General features: G+C 59.7%; 17 protein-coding genes. 3 read left to right on the top strand and 14 right to left on the bottom strand.

Going from position 1 to position 19,982, the window contains the following annotated elements:
* Positions 1-5 precede the first annotated feature (5 nt).
* The 13 genes from ALQ04_RS21020 to ALQ04_RS20960 all read right to left on the bottom strand — a co-directional run bounded on the left by ALQ04_RS21020 (position 6) and on the right by ALQ04_RS20960 (position 12,891).
* Positions 6-467, bottom strand: coding sequence for a hypothetical protein (locus ALQ04_RS21020; protein WP_122317662.1), 462 nt, complete (start codon positions 465-467; stop codon positions 6-8).
* 167 nt (positions 468-634) lie between these two features.
* The gene (locus tag ALQ04_RS21015; protein WP_122317661.1) at positions 635-1,261 is read right to left on the bottom strand and encodes a bifunctional 2-polyprenyl-6-hydroxyphenol methylase/3-demethylubiquinol 3-O-methyltransferase UbiG; all 627 of its coding nucleotides are present in this window, start codon (positions 1,259-1,261) and stop codon (positions 635-637) included.
* A 64-nt stretch (positions 1,262-1,325) separates the two neighbouring features.
* Complete coding sequence (locus ALQ04_RS21010; RefSeq protein ID WP_122317660.1) at positions 1,326-1,970, bottom strand: methionine ABC transporter permease; 645 nt, start codon at positions 1,968-1,970, stop codon at positions 1,326-1,328.
* Positions 1,960-3,090: a methionine ABC transporter ATP-binding protein gene (locus tag ALQ04_RS21005; protein WP_122317659.1), complete on the bottom strand. Its 1,131-nt coding sequence runs from the start codon at positions 3,088-3,090 to the stop codon at positions 1,960-1,962. The genes ALQ04_RS21010 and ALQ04_RS21005 overlap by 11 nt, the downstream gene beginning before the upstream one ends.
* Before the next feature lies 1 nt (position 3,091).
* The gene (locus ALQ04_RS21000; RefSeq protein WP_122317658.1) at positions 3,092-3,880 is read right to left on the bottom strand and encodes a MetQ/NlpA family ABC transporter substrate-binding protein; all 789 of its coding nucleotides are present in this window, start codon (positions 3,878-3,880) and stop codon (positions 3,092-3,094) included.
* 16 nt (positions 3,881-3,896) lie between these two features.
* On the bottom strand, positions 3,897-5,294 hold the full coding sequence (locus ALQ04_RS20995) for an LLM class flavin-dependent oxidoreductase (RefSeq protein WP_122317657.1): 1,398 nt from the start codon (positions 5,292-5,294) through the stop codon (positions 3,897-3,899).
* Positions 5,294-6,487, bottom strand: a complete 1,194-nt coding sequence (locus ALQ04_RS20990) for an SfnB family sulfur acquisition oxidoreductase (RefSeq protein WP_122317656.1) — start codon at positions 6,485-6,487, stop codon at positions 5,294-5,296. The genes ALQ04_RS20995 and ALQ04_RS20990 overlap by 1 nt, the downstream gene beginning before the upstream one ends.
* A 23-nt stretch (positions 6,488-6,510) precedes the next feature.
* Positions 6,511-7,797 (bottom strand): SfnB family sulfur acquisition oxidoreductase, encoded by a 1,287-nt coding sequence (locus tag ALQ04_RS20985; RefSeq protein ID WP_122317655.1) that lies wholly within the window; start codon positions 7,795-7,797, stop codon positions 6,511-6,513.
* Positions 7,798-8,193: 396 nt separating this feature from the next.
* The gene (locus ALQ04_RS20980) at positions 8,194-8,919 is read right to left on the bottom strand and encodes a hypothetical protein (protein ID WP_122317654.1); all 726 of its coding nucleotides are present in this window, start codon (positions 8,917-8,919) and stop codon (positions 8,194-8,196) included.
* A gap of 560 nt (positions 8,920-9,479) precedes the next feature.
* Positions 9,480-10,223: an L-cystine ABC transporter ATP-binding protein TcyN gene (gene tcyN, locus ALQ04_RS20975; protein WP_122317653.1), complete on the bottom strand. Its 744-nt coding sequence runs from the start codon at positions 10,221-10,223 to the stop codon at positions 9,480-9,482.
* 3 nt (positions 10,224-10,226) lie between these two features.
* The gene (gene tcyL / locus ALQ04_RS20970) at positions 10,227-10,895 is read right to left on the bottom strand and encodes a cystine ABC transporter permease (protein ID WP_122317652.1); all 669 of its coding nucleotides are present in this window, start codon (positions 10,893-10,895) and stop codon (positions 10,227-10,229) included.
* Positions 10,892-11,689: a cystine ABC transporter substrate-binding protein gene (gene tcyJ / locus ALQ04_RS20965; RefSeq protein ID WP_122317651.1), complete on the bottom strand. Its 798-nt coding sequence runs from the start codon at positions 11,687-11,689 to the stop codon at positions 10,892-10,894. The genes tcyL and tcyJ overlap by 4 nt, the downstream gene beginning before the upstream one ends.
* Positions 11,690-11,892: 203 nt before the next feature.
* Positions 11,893-12,891: a D-cysteine desulfhydrase gene (locus ALQ04_RS20960; RefSeq protein WP_122317650.1), complete on the bottom strand. Its 999-nt coding sequence runs from the start codon at positions 12,889-12,891 to the stop codon at positions 11,893-11,895.
* A gap of 197 nt (positions 12,892-13,088) precedes the next feature.
* On the opposite strand from ALQ04_RS20960, the gene epsC reads away from it, so the two are divergent.
* On the top strand, positions 13,089-14,042 hold the full coding sequence (epsC, locus tag ALQ04_RS20955; RefSeq protein ID WP_122317649.1) for a serine O-acetyltransferase EpsC: 954 nt from the start codon (positions 13,089-13,091) through the stop codon (positions 14,040-14,042).
* Between the two features lie 197 nt (positions 14,043-14,239).
* Entirely contained in the window at positions 14,240-16,234 is a 1,995-nt protein-coding gene (betT, locus tag ALQ04_RS20950; protein WP_122317648.1) for a choline transporter BetT, read from the top strand.
* Between the two features lie 195 nt (positions 16,235-16,429).
* On the opposite strand, the gene ALQ04_RS20945 is transcribed toward betT, so the two are convergent.
* On the bottom strand, positions 16,430-17,476 hold the full coding sequence (locus tag ALQ04_RS20945) for a LacI family DNA-binding transcriptional regulator (protein ID WP_122317647.1): 1,047 nt from the start codon (positions 17,474-17,476) through the stop codon (positions 16,430-16,432).
* Between the two features lie 217 nt (positions 17,477-17,693).
* Here ALQ04_RS20945 and ALQ04_RS20940 point away from each other — a divergent pair, with 217 nt between their 5' ends.
* A complete protein-coding gene (locus tag ALQ04_RS20940) occupies positions 17,694-19,961 on the top strand; it encodes a TonB-dependent receptor (protein WP_122317646.1) in 2,268 nt (755 codons plus the stop codon).
* Positions 19,962-19,982 lie beyond the last annotated feature (21 nt).

The raw sequence follows: 19,982 nt of genomic DNA, 5'->3' as shown, positions 1-19,982 counted from the left end.
ACAGGCTACTGGGCATCATTCAGGCTGAAGTTGCCGAACCTGACTGGTCCCATTGCGGGGGCTTTGGCCGAAGTGCTTTCAGAAGTGGCGGGGCGGGGTGTGGATACGTTCAGGAAGCAGTAGCTCAGGTCTTCCAGGAAATACATGTTTACCGAGAAGCGTTGCCAGTCCGGGGTCGCGATGCCGCTGACCGGCGATACCTGCGCGGAGCCTTCAGCGTTGAAGCCTCCCACGCTGGCCACAAATATGGCTTCGTCGACGTTTGCATCGACGCTGCGTGCATCGAATTCGATACGCAGGGTCTTGCCCGGCAGGTCCGGCAAGGACTGGCTGATAACCGTTGCCACCGGAAGCAGAATGCTTTGTCCTGTGCCGTAGCGCTCGAAGTCGGGGGTAAAACCCGCTGCTGCTTTCCAGTACTCGAAACCGTCACTGAAATTGCCGTTCTGAATATATTGCGTTGCCATGATCACATCCTTGATCGATTAACGTTCGGGGTCCACGAATACCTTTTCGTAGGCCCATCCTGAGCGCTTTACTGCTGCGCCGGTACTGGCAAAAATGCCAGTTACGCAAGGCACGCAATAGGAATCGAAGGTTTTCGTCAAGTCGATGGATGGTCTTTGAGCAGCACTCAGGAACGGCGCCAGACACTCGCCAGCCATGGCTGTTGCTCACGTGGCAAGCCGTCTGGCCGGTAGTAGTGTTCCAGCTCGCTGAAACCTGCTTCCGTCAGCAGTTCGCGCCATGACCCCACGTCGTGATAGGAGCCATAACGCTCGCCTTTCCAGCCTTCCTGGTTCTGGCCTCGCGGGTTGGAACTGAACAGCACGCCGCCTGGTTTGAGCGTGGCGTGCAACTGGCGCAGGACTCTGGGCAGTTCCTGTCTGGGCACATGAAACAGCACTGCATTGGCGAAGATGCCGTCGAAGCGTTCGGCAGGCAGATCCAGTTCCAGGAAGTTCTGCTGCAGCACTTCACAGCCGCTGTCGGCGCGGGCCATACGGGCAAACTGTTCGCTGCCATCGAGGCCAACCGCTATGTGGCCCATGGCGCTGAAGGTCTTCAGATCGCGACCCGGCCCGCAGCCGAAATCCAGAATCTGCCAGGGTGCAGCGCCTTCGATATGGCGCAACAGCGCGGCGATGTTCTGGCTGACGTCGTGGTCGCGAGTGCCTTCGCGAAAGTCGTCGGCTACCTGGTTGTAATGACCGACAGTGGTGGCGGTGATCAGGGCGAGGTCTTGGGCGTCGAGCTTCATGGCAAACGGCTGTCCGGGCAGGAGGAACGGCCAATATACCTCCCGCCCGGCCTGACGCAATGGCTCAGCGCTTGTTCAGGACCCGCGCCAGCCGGTCGCCACCGAGCTGGATGGCCGCTACCAGTACCACCAGCAACACGATCACGGTCAGCATGATCTGGGTGTCGAAGCGCTGATAACCGTAGCGATAGGCGATGTCGCCCAGCCCACCGGCACCGATGGCGCCGGCCATGGCCGAAGAATTGATCATCGTCACCAGAGTAATCGTGAAACCGCCGACGATGCCCGGCAGCGCTTCGGGCAGCAGCACATGCCAGACGATATGCCAGCGCCGACAGCCCATGGCCTGGGCCGCTTCGATCAGGCCATGGTCGACTTCACGCAGGCTGACTTCGGCAATCCGCGCAAAGAACGGCGTGGCAGCGATGGTCAGCGGCACCACGGCCGCCCAGACGCCATAACTGGTGCCGACGATCAGACGGGTGAAGGGGATCAGCGCGACCATCAGGATCAGGAACGGGATCGAGCGGAACAGGTTAACGAACGCGCCGAGGATCCGGTTCAGTGCCGGTGCTTCATAGATGCCGCCTCTGGAACTGGTGACCAGAATCACCGCCATCGGAATGCCCAGCAACAGGGCCACGAAGGAAGACACGCCGACCATCAGAAAGGTATCGATCACGCCTTGCAGCAAACGATCAGTCCACATAACCCAGTACCTCCGCCTGAGGCGCGTGCTGACGCGCGCGGGCCAGTAATTCGTCCCGGGTGTGTGGCGAGTGGGCAATCGACAGGATCAGATGCCCGACGGCCCGCTCCTGAATGCGCTCCACGCCGCCCTGCAATAACTTCATCTGACCACCGAGGCTCGCGAACAACGCGGCCAGATCCGGCTCCTCGGCGCTGGCGCCGGTAAAGCTCAGGTCCAGCAGCAGTGCTGAGTCGGGATGTTCCGGCTGGGCGGTCAACCGTTCCAGCAAGGCTTTTGGCAGGCCGATTTGCAACGGCGCGAGCAGGGTTTTGCTCACCTCATGCTGCGGGTTGCCGAAGACTTGCCAGACCGGGCCTTGCTCCACCACCTGGCCCTTTTCGAGCACCACCACGCGGTTGCAGATATCGCGGATCACCGCCATTTCATGGGTGATCAGCACGATGGTCAGGCCCAGGCGCTGGTTGATTTCGCGCAGCAGGCCAAGGATCGACTGGGTGGTTTCCGGGTCCAGCGCCGAGGTGGCTTCGTCGCACAGCAGAATTGCAGGGTCGTGCACCAGTGCCCGGGCAATCCCGACACGCTGTTTCTGCCCGCCCGACAATTGCGCCGGATAGGCCCTGTGCTTGTCCTGCAACCCCACCAGTTCCAGCAGTTCGGTGACCTTGCGCTGGCGCTGCTGTTTGGCAACGCCGGCGACCTTGAGTGGCAGTTCGACGTTCTGCCAGACGGTCTTGGCCGACATCAGATTGAAGTGCTGGAAGATCATGCCGATGCGGCGGCGCAGATCCACCAGTTGGTCTTCATTGAAGGCGCCGATGTCCACCTGATCGATCAACACCCGGCCACTGCTGGGTTGTTCCAGGCGGTTGATGGTGCGGATCAGCGATGACTTGCCAGCGCCGCTGCGGCCGATGATGCCGAAGATCTCGCCGCGCTGGATCGCCAGTTCGATATTGCTCAGGGCCTGTACCGGGCCTTGCTGGCCGTGGTAAGTCTTGCCCAGATTGATGAAGCGTACGTGGGCGTGGTTCAGGTCCGGATGCAGCTCGGTCTGGCTGGCTGAAGGTGCGGACGCTTCCGGGGCGGTCGGCTGTTGCCGTTGCGCAAGTGCGTTCATGTCATTCCTTCCAGCCCGGCTGGTAGAGCTTGCCGTTGACCTTGTCCAGCGAAGCGCGGACCACTGGCGAGTGCTGATAGATATCGACGAATCTGGCCAGGCGCGGGTCGTCCTTGCGCTCAGGCTTGATCACGAACTGAATCACGTATTCCGGATGATCCATCCCATCGAAGAGGATGGCCGAGTCGGCCGGGAAGGTCTTGGCCAGGCGAATGTAGGCCGGATAACCCTGGACCAGATCGGCATCGTCGTAGGCGCGCACCAGTTGCACGGCCTCGACCTGGATGATCTTGAGCTTCTTCGGGTTGGCGGTGATGTCTTCCTCAGTGGCCTTGTAGCCCACGCCTTGCTTGAGGGTGATCAGGCCCGCCTTGGCCAGCAGTTGCAGGCCGCGGCCGCTGTTGATCGGGTCGTTGGCAATGGCCACCGTGGCACCATTGGGCAGTTCCTCGAAGCTTTTGTACTTCTTCGAGTACAACCCGACGTTATTGATGATCCCCGGTGCATAGGACACCAGGTTATAACCGGCAGCCTCGTTGGCGTTGGTCAGGAACGGGATGTGCTGGAAGTAGTTCACATCGATATCGCCCGCCGCCAGCGTGACGTTGGGCGCGATCCAGTCGGTGAATTCCACCAGCTCGACCTTCAGGCCTTGCTTGGCGGCCTCTTCGACGGCGGCTTCCAGCGGAATGGCAAAGGCTGCCGTGGTGCCGACCTTCAAGGGCGCATCAGCGGCGTGGGCGGTGATGCTCAGCAGGCTCAGGGCCAGGGCGATAAAGGGTTTTTTCATGGTGTGGTCCATCAGGTTATAAGTCGTTTATGGCTGTGTGCTTGTCTGGAATCCCGCGACTCGCCCGATAGCCTGATCCCGCATGGTTATCCGGCAGATGCGCGCTGCCCTGGGGAAACAGCTTCTGGCGCAGGCTGCCGTCCGCATAAGCGGTCTTGTACGAGCCCCGGCGTTGCAGTTCGGGAATCACCAGATCAATGAAGTCTTCATAGCTTTCCGGGGTGACGGTGCGGGTCAGGTTGAAGCCGTCCAGGCCGGTTTCCTCGATCCAGGATTCCAGCTCGTCCGCCACCTGTTCAGGCGAACCGACCAGGGTGATGTAGCGCCCGCCCAGGGCGTGCTGGTCGAGCAGACGCTGGCGGGTCCAGTCGTTGTTCTTGAGGTTTTTCGTCGCCGACTGGATGGCGTTGCTTTTCACGTACTGGATCGGCTCATCCAGCGCGTACTCGGCGAAGTCGATGCCAGTGGAGGCCGCGAAATGCGCAACGCCGGCTTCGGCGCTGGCATAGCGGCGGTATTCGGCGTGTTTGTCCCGGGCAATCGCCTCAGTGGCTCCGACGATCACATTGAGACCCATGAACAGTTTGATGTCGTCCGGATTGCGGCCAGCCTGTATAGCGCTGGCGCGGACCTTGTCGACCTGCTCACGGGTTGCGGCCTTGTTCTGGCCGCTGATGAACACGCACTCGGCATTCTGCCCGGCGAACTGCAGGCCACGCTCCGAACTGCCGGCCTGAAACAGCACGGGTGTGCGTTGCGGCGAGGGTTCACACAGGTGATAGCCCTCGACCTGATAGAACTCGCCCTTGTGGCGGACCTTGTGGACCTTTTCAGGCCGGGCATAGATGCGCTGTTCACGGTCATTGATGACCGCGTCGTTCTCCCAACTGCCTTCCCAGAGCTTGTACAGCACCTCCAGATATTCGTCGGCCTGATCGTAGCGCCGGTCATGCTCGACCTGCTGGTTCAGGCCCATGGCCCTGGCCGCGCTGTCGAGGTAGCCGGTGACGATATTCCAGCCCACCCGGCCACGGCTCAGGTGATCGAGCGTCGACATGCGCCGGGCAAACAGATAGGGCGCTTCATAGGTCAGGTTGGCGGTGAGGCCGAAGCCCAGGTTGCGGGTCACTGCGGCCATGGCCGACACCAGCAGCAACGGGTCATTGACCGGTAGCTGGATCGACTCCTTGAGTGGCACGTCCACCGAGTTCTGATACACGTCGTACACGCCAACGATATCGGCAATGAACAACCCGTCGAACAGACCACGCTCCAGCAGTTGCGCCAGTTCGGTCCAGTATTCGATGGTCTTGTACTGGGTGGAGTTATCGCGTGGATGGGTCCACAGGCCATGGTTGATATGGCCGATGCAGTTCATGTTGAACGCATTGAGCAGGATCTTCTTGCGCGCCATCAGATGGTCCCTCGACGTGGAGGGTTGATGTCGTTGAGGTAGTAGTTGCCGATGGCGTTGTACTTCCAGCGCACCGGATCGTGCAGGGTGTGCACGCGGGCATTGCGCCAGTGCCGGTCCAGGCCATGCTCGGCCAGCGTCGACTGACTGCCTGCCAGTTCAAACAGCCTGCTGCCCGCTTCCAGGGAAATTTCGGTACTGATGGCCCGAGCCTCGGCAACCGCAATGGAAGCCGCCGCCAGGGTCTGATCGTTGCTGTCGGCCTGGGCAATGTCGAGGTATTCGCCAGCCCGTTCAAGCAGGGCTTCGGCGGCATGCAGACGAATCCCGAGCTTGCCGAAGCTGTGCAGGGTCAGGGGGTCGTCCACAGCTTTTTCGATGCCTGAATCGATCCATGGTCGAGTGCGAGTGCGCACGAATACCAGAGCGTCCTCGAAGGCTGCGCGGGCAATACCGGTGTCGATGGCCGCGTGGAGAATCTGCGCCAGCGGCCCGACGGTGGTGGGGCGCTCGAACGCGCTCTGGAATGGAAGCACATCCTCGGCATCGATATACACGTTGTCGAACTGCACCGAGCCGCTGCCCGTGGTGCGCTGGCCAAAGCCGCTCCAGTCGTCGATCACGTTCAGGCCGACGCTGTCATGCGGGACGAAGGCCAGATGCTGAATGCCTTGTTCGTCGATGACCGAGGTCGGAATCCGCTGCGCATAGAGCGCACCTGTGGCGTAGAACTTGCGACCGTTGATGCGGTAGCCGTCGCCTTCACGCTGCAGGCGCGTGGTGCGGTCGTTTGCGGTTTTCGTGCCCAGTTCGGCCAGTGCATTGCCGAAGCGTCTGCCAGCCAGTACTTCGGCATACAGGCGTGCCTGCTGTTGCGGGTTGCCATTCACGCGCAGCACTTCAAGTGCATAGAAATGGTTTTGCGGAATCTGCCCCAGCGAGCCATCGGCCTGGGCGATGATCTGCACGACTTTTGCCAGGGTTACATTCGATACGCCAGCGCCGCCGAAGGCCTTGGGGACGCTGATGCCCCACAGTCCTGAGTGGCTGAACAGTTCGAGTTCCGGGTTCGGCAGCCGGCGTTCACGGTCGCGCACGGCGCTGTCGTGGCTCAAGGCCCGGGCCAGTTCGCTGGCCACGTGCAGGGCCTGTGCGTCACTGCCGATCAAGGCCGTGGATGAAGAAAGGCTCATACGAAGTTCTCCAGTGGTCTGGTTCAAATCCAGGAGTGGCGCGCAGGCAGGCTGCCATTCAGGTGCCAGGCGCCGACGGCGTAGTACTTCCAGCGCACCGGATCATGCAGGGTGTGTACGCGGGCGTTGCGCCAGTGCCGGTCAAGGTTGAACTCCGCCAGGGTGGCGCGACTGCCGGCCAGCTCGAACAGCTTTTCACTGGCCAGCAACGAGATTTCCGTGGTCAGCACCTTGGCTCGCGCCACGGCAATCGAGGCCCGCGCTGCGGAGTCTTCATCGATGGGCGCGGCGTCGACTTCATCGAGTGTCCGGGCGGCCTGGCGCAACAAGGCTTCGGCGGCATGCAGGTCAAGTTTCAGCTTGCCGATTTCGGCGATGACATAAGGATCGTCGCTGGCCCGCTCGACATTGGCGTCGACCCACGGACGCGAGCGTTCGCGAACAAAACTGATGGCGTCATCGATGGCTTCGCGGGCGATACCGGCATCGATTGCAGCCTGGATCAGTTGCGACACCGCGCCCTGAATATTCGGGGTCAGCGCCAGGCGCCAGTTGTCGACCACATGCTCGGCATCCACCGGCACGTTATCCAGCAGCACCGTGCCACTGGCGGTGGTGCGCTGGCCGAAGCCCGACCAGTCATCCACGATGCTCAGCCCCGGCGAGCCGCGTTTCACAAAGGACATGACCTGGCGTCCCTGATCATCCAGCGCCTTGACGGCGACCCAGTGAGCGAACAGGGCGCCGGTGGAATAAAACTTCTGGCCATTGATGAGCAGGCGCTCGCCATCGGCAGTGATCCGGGCCTTGAGTTCCAGAGTGTTTTTCGTACCGCGCTCGGGCCCGGCATTGCCGATGCGCCAGCCGTCGAGGACGCTTTGATACAGGGTTCTTTTCTGTTGCTCGGTGGCGCTGTCGCGCAACAGGTGCAGGATGCCGAACTGGTTCTGCGGGATCTGCCCGAGCGCCGGGTCGGCGGCCGAGATAATCCTGAACACTTCAGCGATGGTTACGAAGGAAACCTGTGGCCCGCCATAGGCCCTGGGAATCGAGATGCTGCCCAGCCCGTTGCGGGTGAACTGTTCGATTTCCGCCCAGGGCAACTTGCGTTCCTGGTCGCGTCGGGCCGCACTCAGGCGGGCAATGTCTGCCAGTTCCCGGGCGGCGGCAATCGCCTGGGCATCGTTGTGCAAGACTCTGGCAGGCAATAGCAAGGGCGCAACATCCGGCTCTTGAACCGAGGTGTGCCGGGTCGTGGTGGTCGGTAATGCCCTGGTGTTATCCACGGGGGTGATCGTGAGAGAAGCCATCGGAACCTCGTAGCGGGATGCTGCCCAAATGGCAGCAAGAGAACATCACGATGTCCGGTGGTCCGGTGCATATACCCTAATCTTGTATCAGTCATTTTAAAACGTGAATTTTGGAATAAGCATAGATGGCAAATGCTGGCTGGGCAGGAAGGAGGGGGGCTCTTGGGTTATCTTTTAAAAACTCGCCAGTCAGCCAGGCAAGATGGCATGTATTCGGAGTGTAGTTGTATACATTTATATAGAGGGTGGCGAATAAGTAAGTTCGCCTCTGGCAAGTATTAAGTTGTGCGGCTGGTAACGATTACAGTCGTCAGGTAACAAGGAACCAGCGTTCCATGAGCAGAAATTCTGATTCATGTAACGCTGGCGTGCATGAGTTGCAGAAAGGTAGACATGTCACCGGGCGAATTCATCTGAAGTCCGGATCTTTATCTCCCGTGGTGGAGCCCAGAGTGAATTGTTTCCTACGCGGTCAATGACGCAATAAGTAGCCTCCAGTTGTTCGCAGCCAGCCTCACGTATCAAGGTTGCAGGTACGACCAGATCGATAGGTTCACCGACGTCTTCCTGTGTCAGAGGTGGCAGATCCATACGCAGGTCACCCCAGCGCAAGGTGATCTCGTCATGGGGGGCCATGTTCAGGTAGGGCTCGATAGTCATCGGCAGGCCACTGTTCATATGCCGGGTACTCAAGCCGCGGCGCACCACCGAAGGCGGTAGAGACAAGGGCGCCAGCCCCTGGTTTTCCTCCTCGACAGGGTCCAGCAACTGACCGCCCGGTGCATCCAGCTTGACCCATATCTTGCGGCTGGGTGAGGTGACGGGCATGCCGCCCACTTTCATCATTCGGTAGTAGGTCCGGGCCTTGCCGTTTTGCAGGAAGCTTTCCGGTACGCGCAGGGTGATGGTCTGGTTGATGTCGGCTGCGCTCAGGATCTTCGAGGCCGCGTAGCAGCCATCCCAGAACAGTTCGATCAGATCGCCTTCATCCATACCGTCATAGGGATGAATATGGACCATCAAGTGGGACGCTATCCTGACCCCGATGCCATGGCGGCTGGCCTGGGGAATGGAGGGCGGTAAAAGTTTTATAGAACCGGCGTTGCAATGTGTGGAAGTCATGTCCGAATACTCTTGGTTAACAGAAAGTGCAAGTAACTGATCATTATGGTGTTCACAATTTTCTTTGAGGTTAAATCGCTGAAGAAGCAGGGCGATAAGTACCTTAAAGTTCAGAGTTGTGGCAAATATTACAGGGTGTTGTAAATGTGTACTTGCAAGTTTCTGGTGGTGCCAGATCTGTTGTTCGGAGTGAGCTAATGGGTTTTGTGAGCGTCTGTCAATATGCGAATGATGGGTTATGTAGGAGTTCCGAAAAATTAGATAATTCCTACATGCATATATCAATGCTGTTTACTTTTAAACAAAGGATCGTCCTACTCTTGCTAGGTCACCGCTTATGTTCGTCTCATGCACAGCGGAAAGCAGGTGTCTGTGTGCAGGCACCAGAATTAAGGGATAGTTGTGGGAAGCTGGCAATTTCTACGGTAACAATTCGATGTTTTTCCCTGGTTGAGTGCGTTTGCCTACCAAGGATTTTGATCGATCAATACGTATAAGAATATAACGCCGACAGAAGCAGCGCCCGATGGACGCCGCTTTCATGAGGGGAGGCTGTAGGATCAGGCCCGGGTGCGTTCCAGAAATTGCCTGGTACGTTCTTCCTGCGGATTGGCGAACAAGGCCTTTGCTTCGCCTTGCTCAACGATGACGCCCTTGTCGATGAAAATCACCCGGTTGGCAACATCCCGGGCAAAGCTCATTTCGTGAGTGACGATGACCATGGTGCGATTTTCCTTGGCCAGTGCCCCAATGGCGGTCAGCACTTCGCCAACCAGTTCAGGGTCCAGCGCCGAGGTGGGTTCATCGAACAGGATCACCTGAGGTTCCATGGCCAGAGCGCGGGCAATTGCCACCCGTTGCTGCTGCCCGCCGGACAGACGCCGCGGATACGCATCTTCCTTGCCCGACAGCCCGACCTTGGCCAGCAGTTGCCGGGCCAGGGCCACGGCTTTTTCCCGTGCCACTTTCTTGACCACGACCGGGCCTTCGATCACGTTCTCCAGGGCTGTGCGATGGGGAAAGAGATTGAAGTTCTGGAACACAAAGCCGACCTGCTGACGCAACTGGCGGATCAGGTTCTGCTGCTGGCTCAAGGTACGGTTGCCATCAATCTGGATATCGCCAACCTTGATCGTCCCGCTGGTAGGTGTTTCCAGCAGGTTCAGGCAGCGCAGCAGCGTGGTTTTTCCCGAGCCGCTGGGGCCGATGATTGCCACGACTTCGCCGGCCTCGATGCGCAGGTCGATGCCCTTGAGCACCTGCTGGCCCTTGAATTCCTTGGTGAGGTTTTCAACCACGATCATGCTTCAGGACTCCAGATCATGCCGATTGACCCTTGCTTCGAGACGGTTTTGCAGGTGCGAAAGCAACGAAGCAAGAACCCAGTAGATCAGGGCGGCGGCAAGGTACATGGTGAAAATTTCAAAGGTGCGTGCGGTGATCAGTTGCGCCTGGCGGAACAGTTCCGGTACCTGGATGGTCGCGGCCAGGGCCGTGTCCTTGACCAGCGAAATGAAACTGTTGCCCAGCGGCGGCAAGGCGGTGCGTGCCGCTTGCGGGAGGATCGCCCGGCGCATGGCCTGCCAGCGGGTCATGCCGATACTGGCTGCTGCTTCCCACTGCCCGCGTTCCACGGCACCGATGGCGGCGCGCAGGATTTCACAGGCATAGGCAGCCATGTTCAACGAGAAACCGATCAGTGCTGCAGACAGCGGCTCCAGTTCGATCCCCAGTTGCGGCAGGCCGTAATAGATCACGAACAGTTGCACAAGCAGCGGCGTGCCACGAAAGAACGAGACGTAGACACGTGCCGGCCAGCTTATCAGCCGGAAACGCGACAGGCGCATAAGTGCCAGGCCGAAGCCCAGCAGCAAGCCGAAAAACATTCCGCCCAGACTGAGAATGACCGTGTAGTACGCGCCCTTGAGGAGAAAGGGCGCAGAGTCCGCTACGAGCTTTAGGCTCTCTTCGATCATTTGGTCACATCAGCGTTGAAGTACTTTTGCGACAGCTTGGCCAGGGTGCCGTCGGCGCGCAGCTTGTCGAGGGCCTTGTTGATGGCGTCGAGCAATTCAGGCTCGCCCTTGCGCAGGGCAATACCGGATTCCTGACGGGAGAACGGAGCACCCGCGACACCAAAGGCATTCTTGGTCTTGGCTGCGATTTCCAGAGCGGCCAGGCGGTCGACCAGAATGGCGTCGATACGGCCTACGCGCAGATCCTGGAACTTGGTCGGATCATCGTCGTAGGTCTTGACGATGGCTGTCGGGACATTGGCCTTGATCCACTGCTCATAGTTGGTGCCCAGGCCTACGCCGACTTTCTTGCCTGCCAGATCCTGAGGCGTCTTGATGGTGTCTTCATTCTTCTTCTGGGTGAGCGCCTGCAGGCCGGAGATGGTGTAGGGCTGGGAGAAGTCGTACTTCTTCTTGCGCTCGTCGGAAATGGTCACCTGATTGATCACCACATCCAGGCGCTTTGATTCCAGGGCCGCGAGAATACCGTCCCATTTGCTCGGTTGTACCTTGGCCTTGACGCCCAGTTCCCTGGCCAGAGCTTCGGACAATTCGACTTCAAAACCCGTGAGCTTGCCGTTTTCGTCCACGAAGCTGAAAGGTGGATAAGTGCCTTCCAGGCCCACATTGAGGGTGCCGCTGTCCTTGATCTTTTGCAGTTGTTCGCCGGCCATGGCTTGCCCCGCGATGCCGGTGCCCAGCACCAGCGTCAGAGCCGAGAAGAGAAACGTGCGACGAATGGCGGAAATGTTCATGCGAGCCCCTTGTTGGTGTGAAGTGTCAGGCAGGTCGAACCTGGCGACAGCGAATCGGACTGAATTATCTGCGTGTTTCAGCGCCCTGTGGCGCTTCGGCGGTCGCGAATATAAAGCGAGTTTCTTATAAACAAAAAGAACTAAAAAGCATCTTCAGTTTTTCTTTTGGCATATGGGTCAAACCTGTGCAAAGCACGGTCCGGTCAGTTGCCAAACACATCCGGATAAGCGAACAGCGCGGGTGCTCCGCCGGTGTGCAGGAAGATCAGCGGGCCATCATTGAAGCGCTGGCGCCCGATGCCATCGAGCAACCCGGCCATGGCCTTGCCGGTGTAGACCGGATCGAGCAACAGACCTTCGTGGCTGGCCATCAGTTTGATCGCCGAGAGTGTACCTGCGTTCGGTTCACCATAGCGCGGGCCGAAGTATTCGTCCCACAGTTGCACCTTGAAGGCCGGCGGGAGGGCGATATCGAGCAATTCGGCAGTGCGCTCGGCCAGACCTTGGACCTTGGGCAACTGCGCTTCTTCGCTGCGCGAAACGGTGACGCCAATCACTGGCAATTCGGGCAATTGCTCAGCCAGGGCCAGCGCCAGGCCGCTGTGGGTACCGGCGCTGCCGGAAGCCAGCAGAACAGCGGCAAAATCCAGCCCGGTCTGCTTGATCTGCTCGGCCAGTTCCAGACCGGCCCGCACATAACCCAGCGCGCCCACGGCACTGGAGCCGCCAATCGGTACCAGATAAGGTTTCTTGCCACTGGTGCGCAGACGGGCAGCCAGGGCTTGCAGTTGCTCATCGGCGTTATCGAGGTTTTCCACCAGCTCGACCTTGGCGTCGAACAGTTCCAGCAGCAGGCGGTTGCCGTTGTTCAGGTAACTGGGGTCTTCGCTGCCGATCGGATTTTCCAGCAGTGCGACGCAACCCAGGCCGAGACGCGCGGCCAGCGCAGCGGTCTGGCGGACATGGTTGGACTGGATCGCGCCGGCGGTGATCAGCGTGTCGGCACCCTGGGCCAGCGCATCGGCGGCCAGGTATTCGAGCTTGCGGACCTTGTTGCCACCCAGCGCGAGGGTCGTGGTGTCATCGCGCTTGATATAGATATCGCGGCCTGCCCAGGTCGACAGGCGTTCGAGCTTTTCCAGCGCGGTGGGCGCGTCGATCAGGTCGAGGCGATTGAAGCGTGCCAGCTGTTTATTGATCATTGTGATAGATAAGCCGAGAAGGGAGTTATCGGACTATATGCAGACGCTCCCTGCACGGCAACCCACTGTGGTTTATGTGATAGAAGCTAAAGCCCTACGCAAATTGTTATTTTTTCCACGCAAATGTTTGCCGTAGAGTGGAGATCGCAGTGGCCGCCATCATTGGGTTGCCTTCTTTGAATCAAGGAGAGTTCAGCGTGAGCGATATTCCAGAAGCACCTGCCGCAGGCCGTTCCAGCCACTGGCAGTTGCAGCGGATCGTCAGCCAGTTGCGCACCGCGCGTGAAGACTGGCGTACTCGTAACAGGCGGGTGAGCGGTGAACATGGTGGCCGGGAGCTGCCTTCCCGAGAGGCCATGCGCGATATTCTCGAAGCCCTGAGTGGCGCCTTGTTCCCCATGCGCCTGGGCCCGGTGGACCTGCGTGAGGAAAGCGAGGATTTCTACGTCGGCCACACTCTGGACGTGGCGCTCAATGCGCTGCTGGCCCAGGCCCGGCTGGAGCTGCGTTATGTGGCGCATCAGCAGGGCGACGCCACCGGAGGAATCGACGAACGGGCCCTGGCATTGATCCAGGAATTTGCCAGCGCCTTGCCCGCGATTCGCCTGCTGCTCGATACCGATGTGCTGGCGGCCTATCACGGCGACCCGGCAGCGCGCAGTGTCGACGAGGTTCTACTGTGCTATCCGGGCATTCTGGCGGTGATCCATCACCGTCTGGCGCACCATCTGTATCGGGCCGGCCTGCCGCTCCTGGCGCGGATCAGTTCGGAAATCGCCCACTCGGCCACCGGCATCGACATTCACCCGGGCGCGCAGATCGGGCCGAGTTTCTTTATCGACCACGGTACCGGCGTGGTGATTGGCGAAACGGCCATCATCGGTGAGCGGGTGCGTATCTATCAGGCGGTAACCCTGGGCGCCAAGCGCTTCCCGGCGGACGAGGATGGCCAGTTGCAGAAAGGCCATGCCCGCCATCCGATTGTCGAGGACGACGTGGTGATCTATGCCGGTGCGACCATTCTGGGGCGCATCACCATTGGCAAGGGCTCGACCATCGGCGGTAACGTCTGGCTGACCCGCAGCGTTCCGGCCGGCTGCAACCTGACTCAGGCCAACCTGCTGCAACAGGATGACGGCACCCAGAAGTAGGTTGCCGAAACCCTTCAAACAGGGCGCTGGGGAACGATCCGGCGCCCTCATGCGTCATACCCTCGTCTGAGCCCGCATCCCCCCCTGTATGCGATTTGTTTTTTGCAGGTAGTTTTCTGCCCGCTCATGTCAGGAGTCCTTCCCGTGTTGCCCCTTTTCCCTGGAGTGTTTTGTCTGAATCCAGAGGCGTACCGTCCATGAGTACGTCCGTGTCTTCACCCAACAGTCAGGTCCGCATGAATGCCCCGGTGTTCTATTTCGCCGCGAGCGTCATCCTGATCTTCGGTGTCACCGTAATTGCCTTTCCGCAAGCCAGCGGCGAATGGTTGCTGGCAGCGCAGAACTGGGCGGCCAATACGGTCGGCTGGTACTACATGCTGGCAATGACGCTGTATCTGGTCTTCGTGGTGGTCACCGCCTTGTCTGGCTACGGCAAGATCAAGCTCGGTGCCGACCACGACGAACCCGAATTCAGCTATCTGTCATGGGCCGGCATGCTGTTCGCGGCCGGGATCAGCATTACGCTGTTCTTCTTCTGTGTCTCCGAACCGCTGACCCACATGCTGCAACCGCCGCAAGGCGAGAGCGGAACCCCAGAGGCCGCGCGCCAGGCCATGCAGTTGCTGTTTCTGCACTGGGGCCTGCATGGTTGGGGCGTATTTGCCTTTGTCGGCATGGCGCTGGCGTACTTCGCTTACCGGCACAACCTGCCGCTGGCCCTGCGTTCGGCGTTGTATCCGCTGATCGGCAAGCGGATCAACGGCCCCATTGGCTATGCGGTCGACGGCTTCGGCATCATCGCGACCATTTTCGGCCTTGGCGCCGACATGGGCTTTGGCGTGCTGCATCTGAACTCGGGGCTGGATTACCTGTTCGGCGTGTCCCATACCCAATGGATTCAGGTCGGGCTGATTACCCTGATGATGGGCGCCGCAATCCTGGTGGCCGTTTCTGGCGTCGACAAGGGCGTGCGGGTCATGTCCGATATCAACATGCTGCTCGCTTGTGCGCTGCTGCTGTTCGTCCTGTTCGCCGGTCCTACCCAGCATCTGCTCAATACCCTGGTGCAGAACATCGGCGATTATCTGGGCTCGCTGCCGACCAAGAGTTTCGACGTCTACGCCTATAACGAACCCAACGACTGGCTGGGTGGCTGGACCGTGTTCTATTGGGCCTGGTGGATTGCATGGTCGCCTTTTGTCGGCCTGTTCATCGCGCGTATTTCCCGTGGCCGGACCATCCGCGAGTTTGTCTTTGGCGTGCTGTTGATCCCGCTGGGTTTCACCCTCGCGTGGATGTCGATTTTCGGTAACAGTGCCATCGACCAGGTGCTCAACCATGGCATGACCGCGCTGGGCCAGTCGGCTATCGATGATCCGTCGATGACCCTGTATCTGCTGCTGGAAACCTACCCATGGAGCAAGACCGTGATTGCCGTCACGGTGTTCATCAGCTTCGTGTTCTTCGTCACTTCGGCGGATTCGGGCACCGTGGTGCTGTCCACTCTGTCGGCCAAGGGCGGCGGCCCGGATGAAGACGGTCCCAAATGGCTGCGGGTTTTCTGGGGCGTGGCGACGGCGGTGATTACCAGCGGGTTGCTGTTCTCCGGCAGCATCGATGCGTTGAAGTCGGCGGTCGTGCTGACCTCGTTGCCGTTCTCGCTGATTCTGCTGTTGATGATGTGGGGACTGCACAAGGCATTCTTCATGGAGTCCCAGCGCCAGATCGCCCAGTTGTATTCGCTGGCTCCGGCTTCCGGTGCGCGGCGTGGCGGCTGGCGTCAGCGCCTGAGCCAGGCGGTGCATTACCCGTCGCGCGACGAGGTCTACCGCTTCCTCGACCAGACCGTACGCCCGGCCATCGAAGATGTGACCGCCGTGTTTGTGGAAAAGGGCCTGAGTGTCGACACTCAACCCGACCCTTCAAACGACTCCGTCAGCCTGGAAATCGGCCACGGCGAAGAACGACCGTTCATTTACCAGGTACAGATGAAAGGCTTCTTCACCCCTTCGTTTGCCCGTGGCGGCATGGGCTCCAAGCAATTGAACAACCGCCGTTACTACCGGGCTGAAGTTCACTTGAGCGAAGGCAGCCAGGATTACGATCTGGTCGGTTACACCAAGGAACAGGTGATCAACGACATCCTGGACCAGTACGAGCGGCATATGCAGTTCTTGCATCTGGTGCGGTAACAGTTCCTCTGCGGGGCCTACGCGGTAGGAGCCCCGCAGTGTTCCTGACACTGCGCTGTCGTTCGGCAAACAGGCAGCATGTGGGACAGGATCGGGCGGCGTTCCGCTTATCCGGGAGGAGGTCCGTATATTCACAGAACCTGCGTCGCCAGAAAGAATGTCTTCCCGGATAAATCCGGTCCTACTGCCGATAGTTCAGGTACTTTCCCGCTCCACCAGGCTGCAATCGAGCAGGTTCAGCCGTTCTATTTCGCCTTCCAGCGGCAACACGCCCAGGCTTTCCAGAACGCGCTGTGCGGCCAGCAGGCCGATTTCCAGGGCGGGTGGTTTGATGGTGCTGAGGCTGGGCATCATCATTTCTGCGAAGGCGTAATCGCCAAAACCCATGACCGCACAATCCTCCGGTATCCGCAGCCCGGCACGCTGGCTGGCGAGCAATCCGCCAGCGGCGAGGTTGTCGTTGGCGAAGAAGATGGCGTCAGGTCTGACCGGGCCGCTCATGAGCGTATGCATCGCCTGTTTGCCGGCCTCGAAAGGCGCGAGTCCTGCATCCGGGACGAACACCCAGGGCTGCAGGCCGAACGTTTCAAGCGTGGCTCGGTAGCCGTCGCGGCGCTCCAGAGCGCTGAAGTCGCCGGCCATGCTGTTCTGTACAAAAGCGATGCGCCGGTAGCCTTTACCGTGCAGATAACGGGTGGCCGTAACTCCGACCTGGTAATGCGAGAAACCGATCTGGATCGGGCTGCGTTCAGGCTGGTGGTCCCAGGTTTCAATGACTGGAATATCGGCTTGCTCGATCATCTTCTCGGTCGCGGCGCTGTGAAAGCGGCTGGTCAGCACCAGGGCCGCCGGTGACCAGCCGAGGAACGCCCGCACCGCGCTTTCTTCCTGCTCGGTAGAGAAGTAGCTGGAGGCCAGCAATAGCTGGAAACCGTGCTGGCTCAAGGTGTCGCTGAAACCCTGGATGGTGTTGGCGAAGATCGGGCCGGAGATGTTGGGCATCACCATGGCGACCACCCGGCTGCGCGCCGATGCCAGACCGCCCGCCACCAGATTGGGGACATAACCCAGCTCATTGACCGCCGCAGCGATGCGCTCGCGCAGTTCGGGTGAAACCTGATCCGGCTGGTTGAAATAACGCGATACGGTAATCGCCGAAACCCCTGCCTGCCGGGCCACGGCATTGATGGTCACGCGACCTGCGCCCCGGCGTTTGCGTGTCACAGGAAGGTCATCGGCCATGAACGGTCACTTCGTATAAAAGAAAAAAGAATATAAAAGTAATTTTTCAGTATTGGACGATCTATGTGCCAGTTACTGATACTGGCGATGTTAGCGCTAACAAGATGGTTTGTCTGCTACTCGCTACCGCGAATGCCCGGACCCGGTTTAGCCAGCAATTTCCGACGTCAGTGCTCAGGCACTGGCCGACCAAGGCACATATCAGGCAGGCACGTAGATGCACACAACACTTGGGGATCGCGTCAAACACAACCTTCTGGCGCAAGCCATCGATCAGGCGAATACGGCGCGGGGACGTCGTTGTGGCATGTTGCTGATGAGCCTGGCGGCCATGCCGCTGGCTCCGGCGATGGCTGCAACCGAGGCCACGCAGAACGCCGAGGCGCCAACGCTCAAGGCGGTCACCGTTACCGCCACGCGCCGCGAAGAGTCATTGCAGAAGGTGCCGGTTGCGGTCTCCGTAGTGGAGGGTGAGCAACTGGAGCGTGATAACCGTAATGGTGTTGCCAGCATCGTGCAGCAGGTTCCGACCCTGAATTTCAGAACCGGGGCTTCCAACAAGGACACTTCGTTGTTCATTCGGGGGGTGGGCACGATCTCCACATCACCGGGTGTCGAGCCTACCGTGGCAACGGTCATCGATGGTGTGGTGCTCGGCCGTCCGGGCCAGGCTACCCTTGATCTGCTGGACCTGGAGCGCATCGAAGTCCTGCGCGGCCCGCAGGGCACGCTGTTCGGCAAGAACGCTTCGGCCGGTGTACTGAACATCGTCACCAAGGCGCCCACCGAAGAGACTCACGGCTACATCGAGCAGTCGTATTTCAGCGGCAACGAAAGTCGCACGCGTTTCGGCATTGGCGGCAGCCTGATTCCGCAAACCCTCAAGGGCTCGATCACGACGCTGTTCGGCAGCTACGACGGCAACGTCGACAACAAGCTCAACGGCCAGGAAGTGAACGGTTACAACCGCAAAGGCGCGCGCGGCAAGCTGGAGTTCACGCCCAATGACGACATCACTTTCACCCTGGCCGCCGATTACATGGAAGCCCATGACGACGCGCCCAACGGTGTGGTCAGCAAATCGCTGACGCCCGCATTCAGCAACGCCTTGTCGCCGGTGCGCGCCGACAGTGATAACCGCGATGTGATCAGCGATTACCGCAGCCATGTGGACGACATCAACAAAGGTCTGTCCGGCCAACTGGACTGGAAGCTGGGCGATTTCACCCTGACTTCCATCACCGCCTGGCGTGGCTGGGACAACACCCAGTATCAGGATGGCGACCGTCTCGGCACCATTACCGCAGCGTTCCCTGGCACCCAGGACAAGGGCGAACTTGAATACAACCAGTATTCGCAGGAATTGCGCCTGGCTTCGCCAAAAGGCGAGTTCGTGGAATACGTCGGCGGCCTGTTCTACATGCACGGCAAGAGCGATGAAACCTATCAGCGCACCCTGATCACACCGACCAGCCAGGATCGTGGCGTTGCCGATTACAGCACCACCAGCGAAAGCTATTCGGTATTTGGTGAGACCACCTTCAACTTCACGCCGGACTTCCGCGCCATCGCCGGCCTGCGCTGGACCCACGACAAGCTGGAATACGATCATCGTCGTGTGTCGACCTCGGCTACCACGGTCAGCGGCATCCAGCCGGCGACCAGCAGTTCCGGCTCTGTGGACGAAGACGGCAAATCCGGTCGTCTCGGCCTGCAGTACGACCTCACTGATGACGTGACCACCTATGTCACTTACTCGCGAGGCTACAAAGGCCCGGCCTATAACGTGTTCTTCAACATGCAGCCGCGCGACACCGATGCACTCAAGCCGGAAACCTCGAATACCTGGGAAGTCGGTATCAAGGCCAACTCCTGGAACAATCGTCTGACGACCAACCTGGCGGTGTTCCACAGCGAATACGACAACTACCAGGCCAACTTCTTCGACAGCGTCGCCGGGCAAGTGGTGACGCGCCTGATCAACGCGGGCAGCGTCAAGTCCGAGGGCGTCGAGCTCGACTATGCGTTGCAGGCCACCAACAATCTGAAAATCTCCGGTGCCCTGGCCTATACCCGGGCCCGTATCGACAGCTTCGCCTGCCCGGCCGGTGCGGCGGCGTCCTGCAACGTCGATGGCAAGACCCTGCCATACAGCCCGGACTGGAAAAGCTACGTGCGTGCCGATTACACCATTCCACTGGATAACGGCCTGGATATCGAGCTGGGCACCGATTACAGCTGGCAAAGCGAAGTGCAGTACGACATCAGCCAGAACGTCGACACCAAACAAGGCGCCTATGGCATCTGGAACGCGAGTGTTGCCCTGGCGGATTACAACGCCGGCTGGCGTGTCGCGCTGTTGGGCAAGAACCTGGCCGACAAGTCGTACTCACCGATGCTGGCCACCGGTGGCAACTATGTCTACCGCTCGGTGCCGCGTGATGACGAGCGTTATTTCGGTGTGCAGTTGCGTAAGGATTTTTGAGCCGTTGCGTGCAACAACCCT

The organism is Pseudomonas cichorii, from assembly GCF_003700275.1.
In the GTDB taxonomy this organism is placed as follows: Bacteria; Pseudomonadota; Gammaproteobacteria; order Pseudomonadales; family Pseudomonadaceae; genus Aquipseudomonas; species Aquipseudomonas cichorii_B.
The sequence above is the reverse complement of the archived record's forward strand: the minus strand, read 5'-3'. Positions and strand labels throughout refer to the sequence as shown.

What these genes read in the sequence shown, in the direction of transcription:
- ALQ04_RS20960 (WP_122317650.1), bottom strand. Translation starts at nt 12,891, where the DNA reads ATGATCAATAAACAGCTGGCACGCTTCAATCGCCTCGACCTGATCGAC.
- ALQ04_RS21000 (WP_122317658.1), bottom strand. Translation starts at nt 3,880, where the DNA reads ATGAAAAAACCCTTTATCGCCCTGGCCCTGAGCCTGCTGAGCATCACC.
- ALQ04_RS20985 (WP_122317655.1), bottom strand. Translation starts at nt 7,797, where the DNA reads ATGGCTTCTCTCACGATCACCCCCGTGGATAACACCAGGGCATTACCG.
- tcyJ (WP_122317651.1), bottom strand. Translation starts at nt 11,689, where the DNA reads ATGAACATTTCCGCCATTCGTCGCACGTTTCTCTTCTCGGCTCTGACG.
- ALQ04_RS20980 (WP_122317654.1), bottom strand. Translation starts at nt 8,919, where the DNA reads ATGACTTCCACACATTGCAACGCCGGTTCTATAAAACTTTTACCGCCC.
- tcyL (WP_122317652.1), bottom strand. Translation starts at nt 10,895, where the DNA reads ATGATCGAAGAGAGCCTAAAGCTCGTAGCGGACTCTGCGCCCTTTCTC.
- ALQ04_RS20940 (WP_122317646.1), top strand. Translation starts at nt 17,694, where the DNA reads ATGCACACAACACTTGGGGATCGCGTCAAACACAACCTTCTGGCGCAA.
- tcyN (WP_122317653.1), bottom strand. Translation starts at nt 10,223, where the DNA reads ATGATCGTGGTTGAAAACCTCACCAAGGAATTCAAGGGCCAGCAGGTG.
- ALQ04_RS20995 (WP_122317657.1), bottom strand. Translation starts at nt 5,294, where the DNA reads ATGGCGCGCAAGAAGATCCTGCTCAATGCGTTCAACATGAACTGCATC.
- ALQ04_RS20945 (WP_122317647.1), bottom strand. Translation starts at nt 17,476, where the DNA reads ATGGCCGATGACCTTCCTGTGACACGCAAACGCCGGGGCGCAGGTCGC.
- betT (WP_122317648.1), top strand. Translation starts at nt 14,240, where the DNA reads ATGAGTACGTCCGTGTCTTCACCCAACAGTCAGGTCCGCATGAATGCC.
- ALQ04_RS21020 (WP_122317662.1), bottom strand. Translation starts at nt 467, where the DNA reads ATGGCAACGCAATATATTCAGAACGGCAATTTCAGTGACGGTTTCGAG.
- ALQ04_RS21015 (WP_122317661.1), bottom strand. Translation starts at nt 1,261, where the DNA reads ATGAAGCTCGACGCCCAAGACCTCGCCCTGATCACCGCCACCACTGTC.
- ALQ04_RS21005 (WP_122317659.1), bottom strand. Translation starts at nt 3,090, where the DNA reads ATGAACGCACTTGCGCAACGGCAACAGCCGACCGCCCCGGAAGCGTCC.
- ALQ04_RS20990 (WP_122317656.1), bottom strand. Translation starts at nt 6,487, where the DNA reads ATGAGCCTTTCTTCATCCACGGCCTTGATCGGCAGTGACGCACAGGCC.
- ALQ04_RS21010 (WP_122317660.1), bottom strand. Translation starts at nt 1,970, where the DNA reads ATGTGGACTGATCGTTTGCTGCAAGGCGTGATCGATACCTTTCTGATG.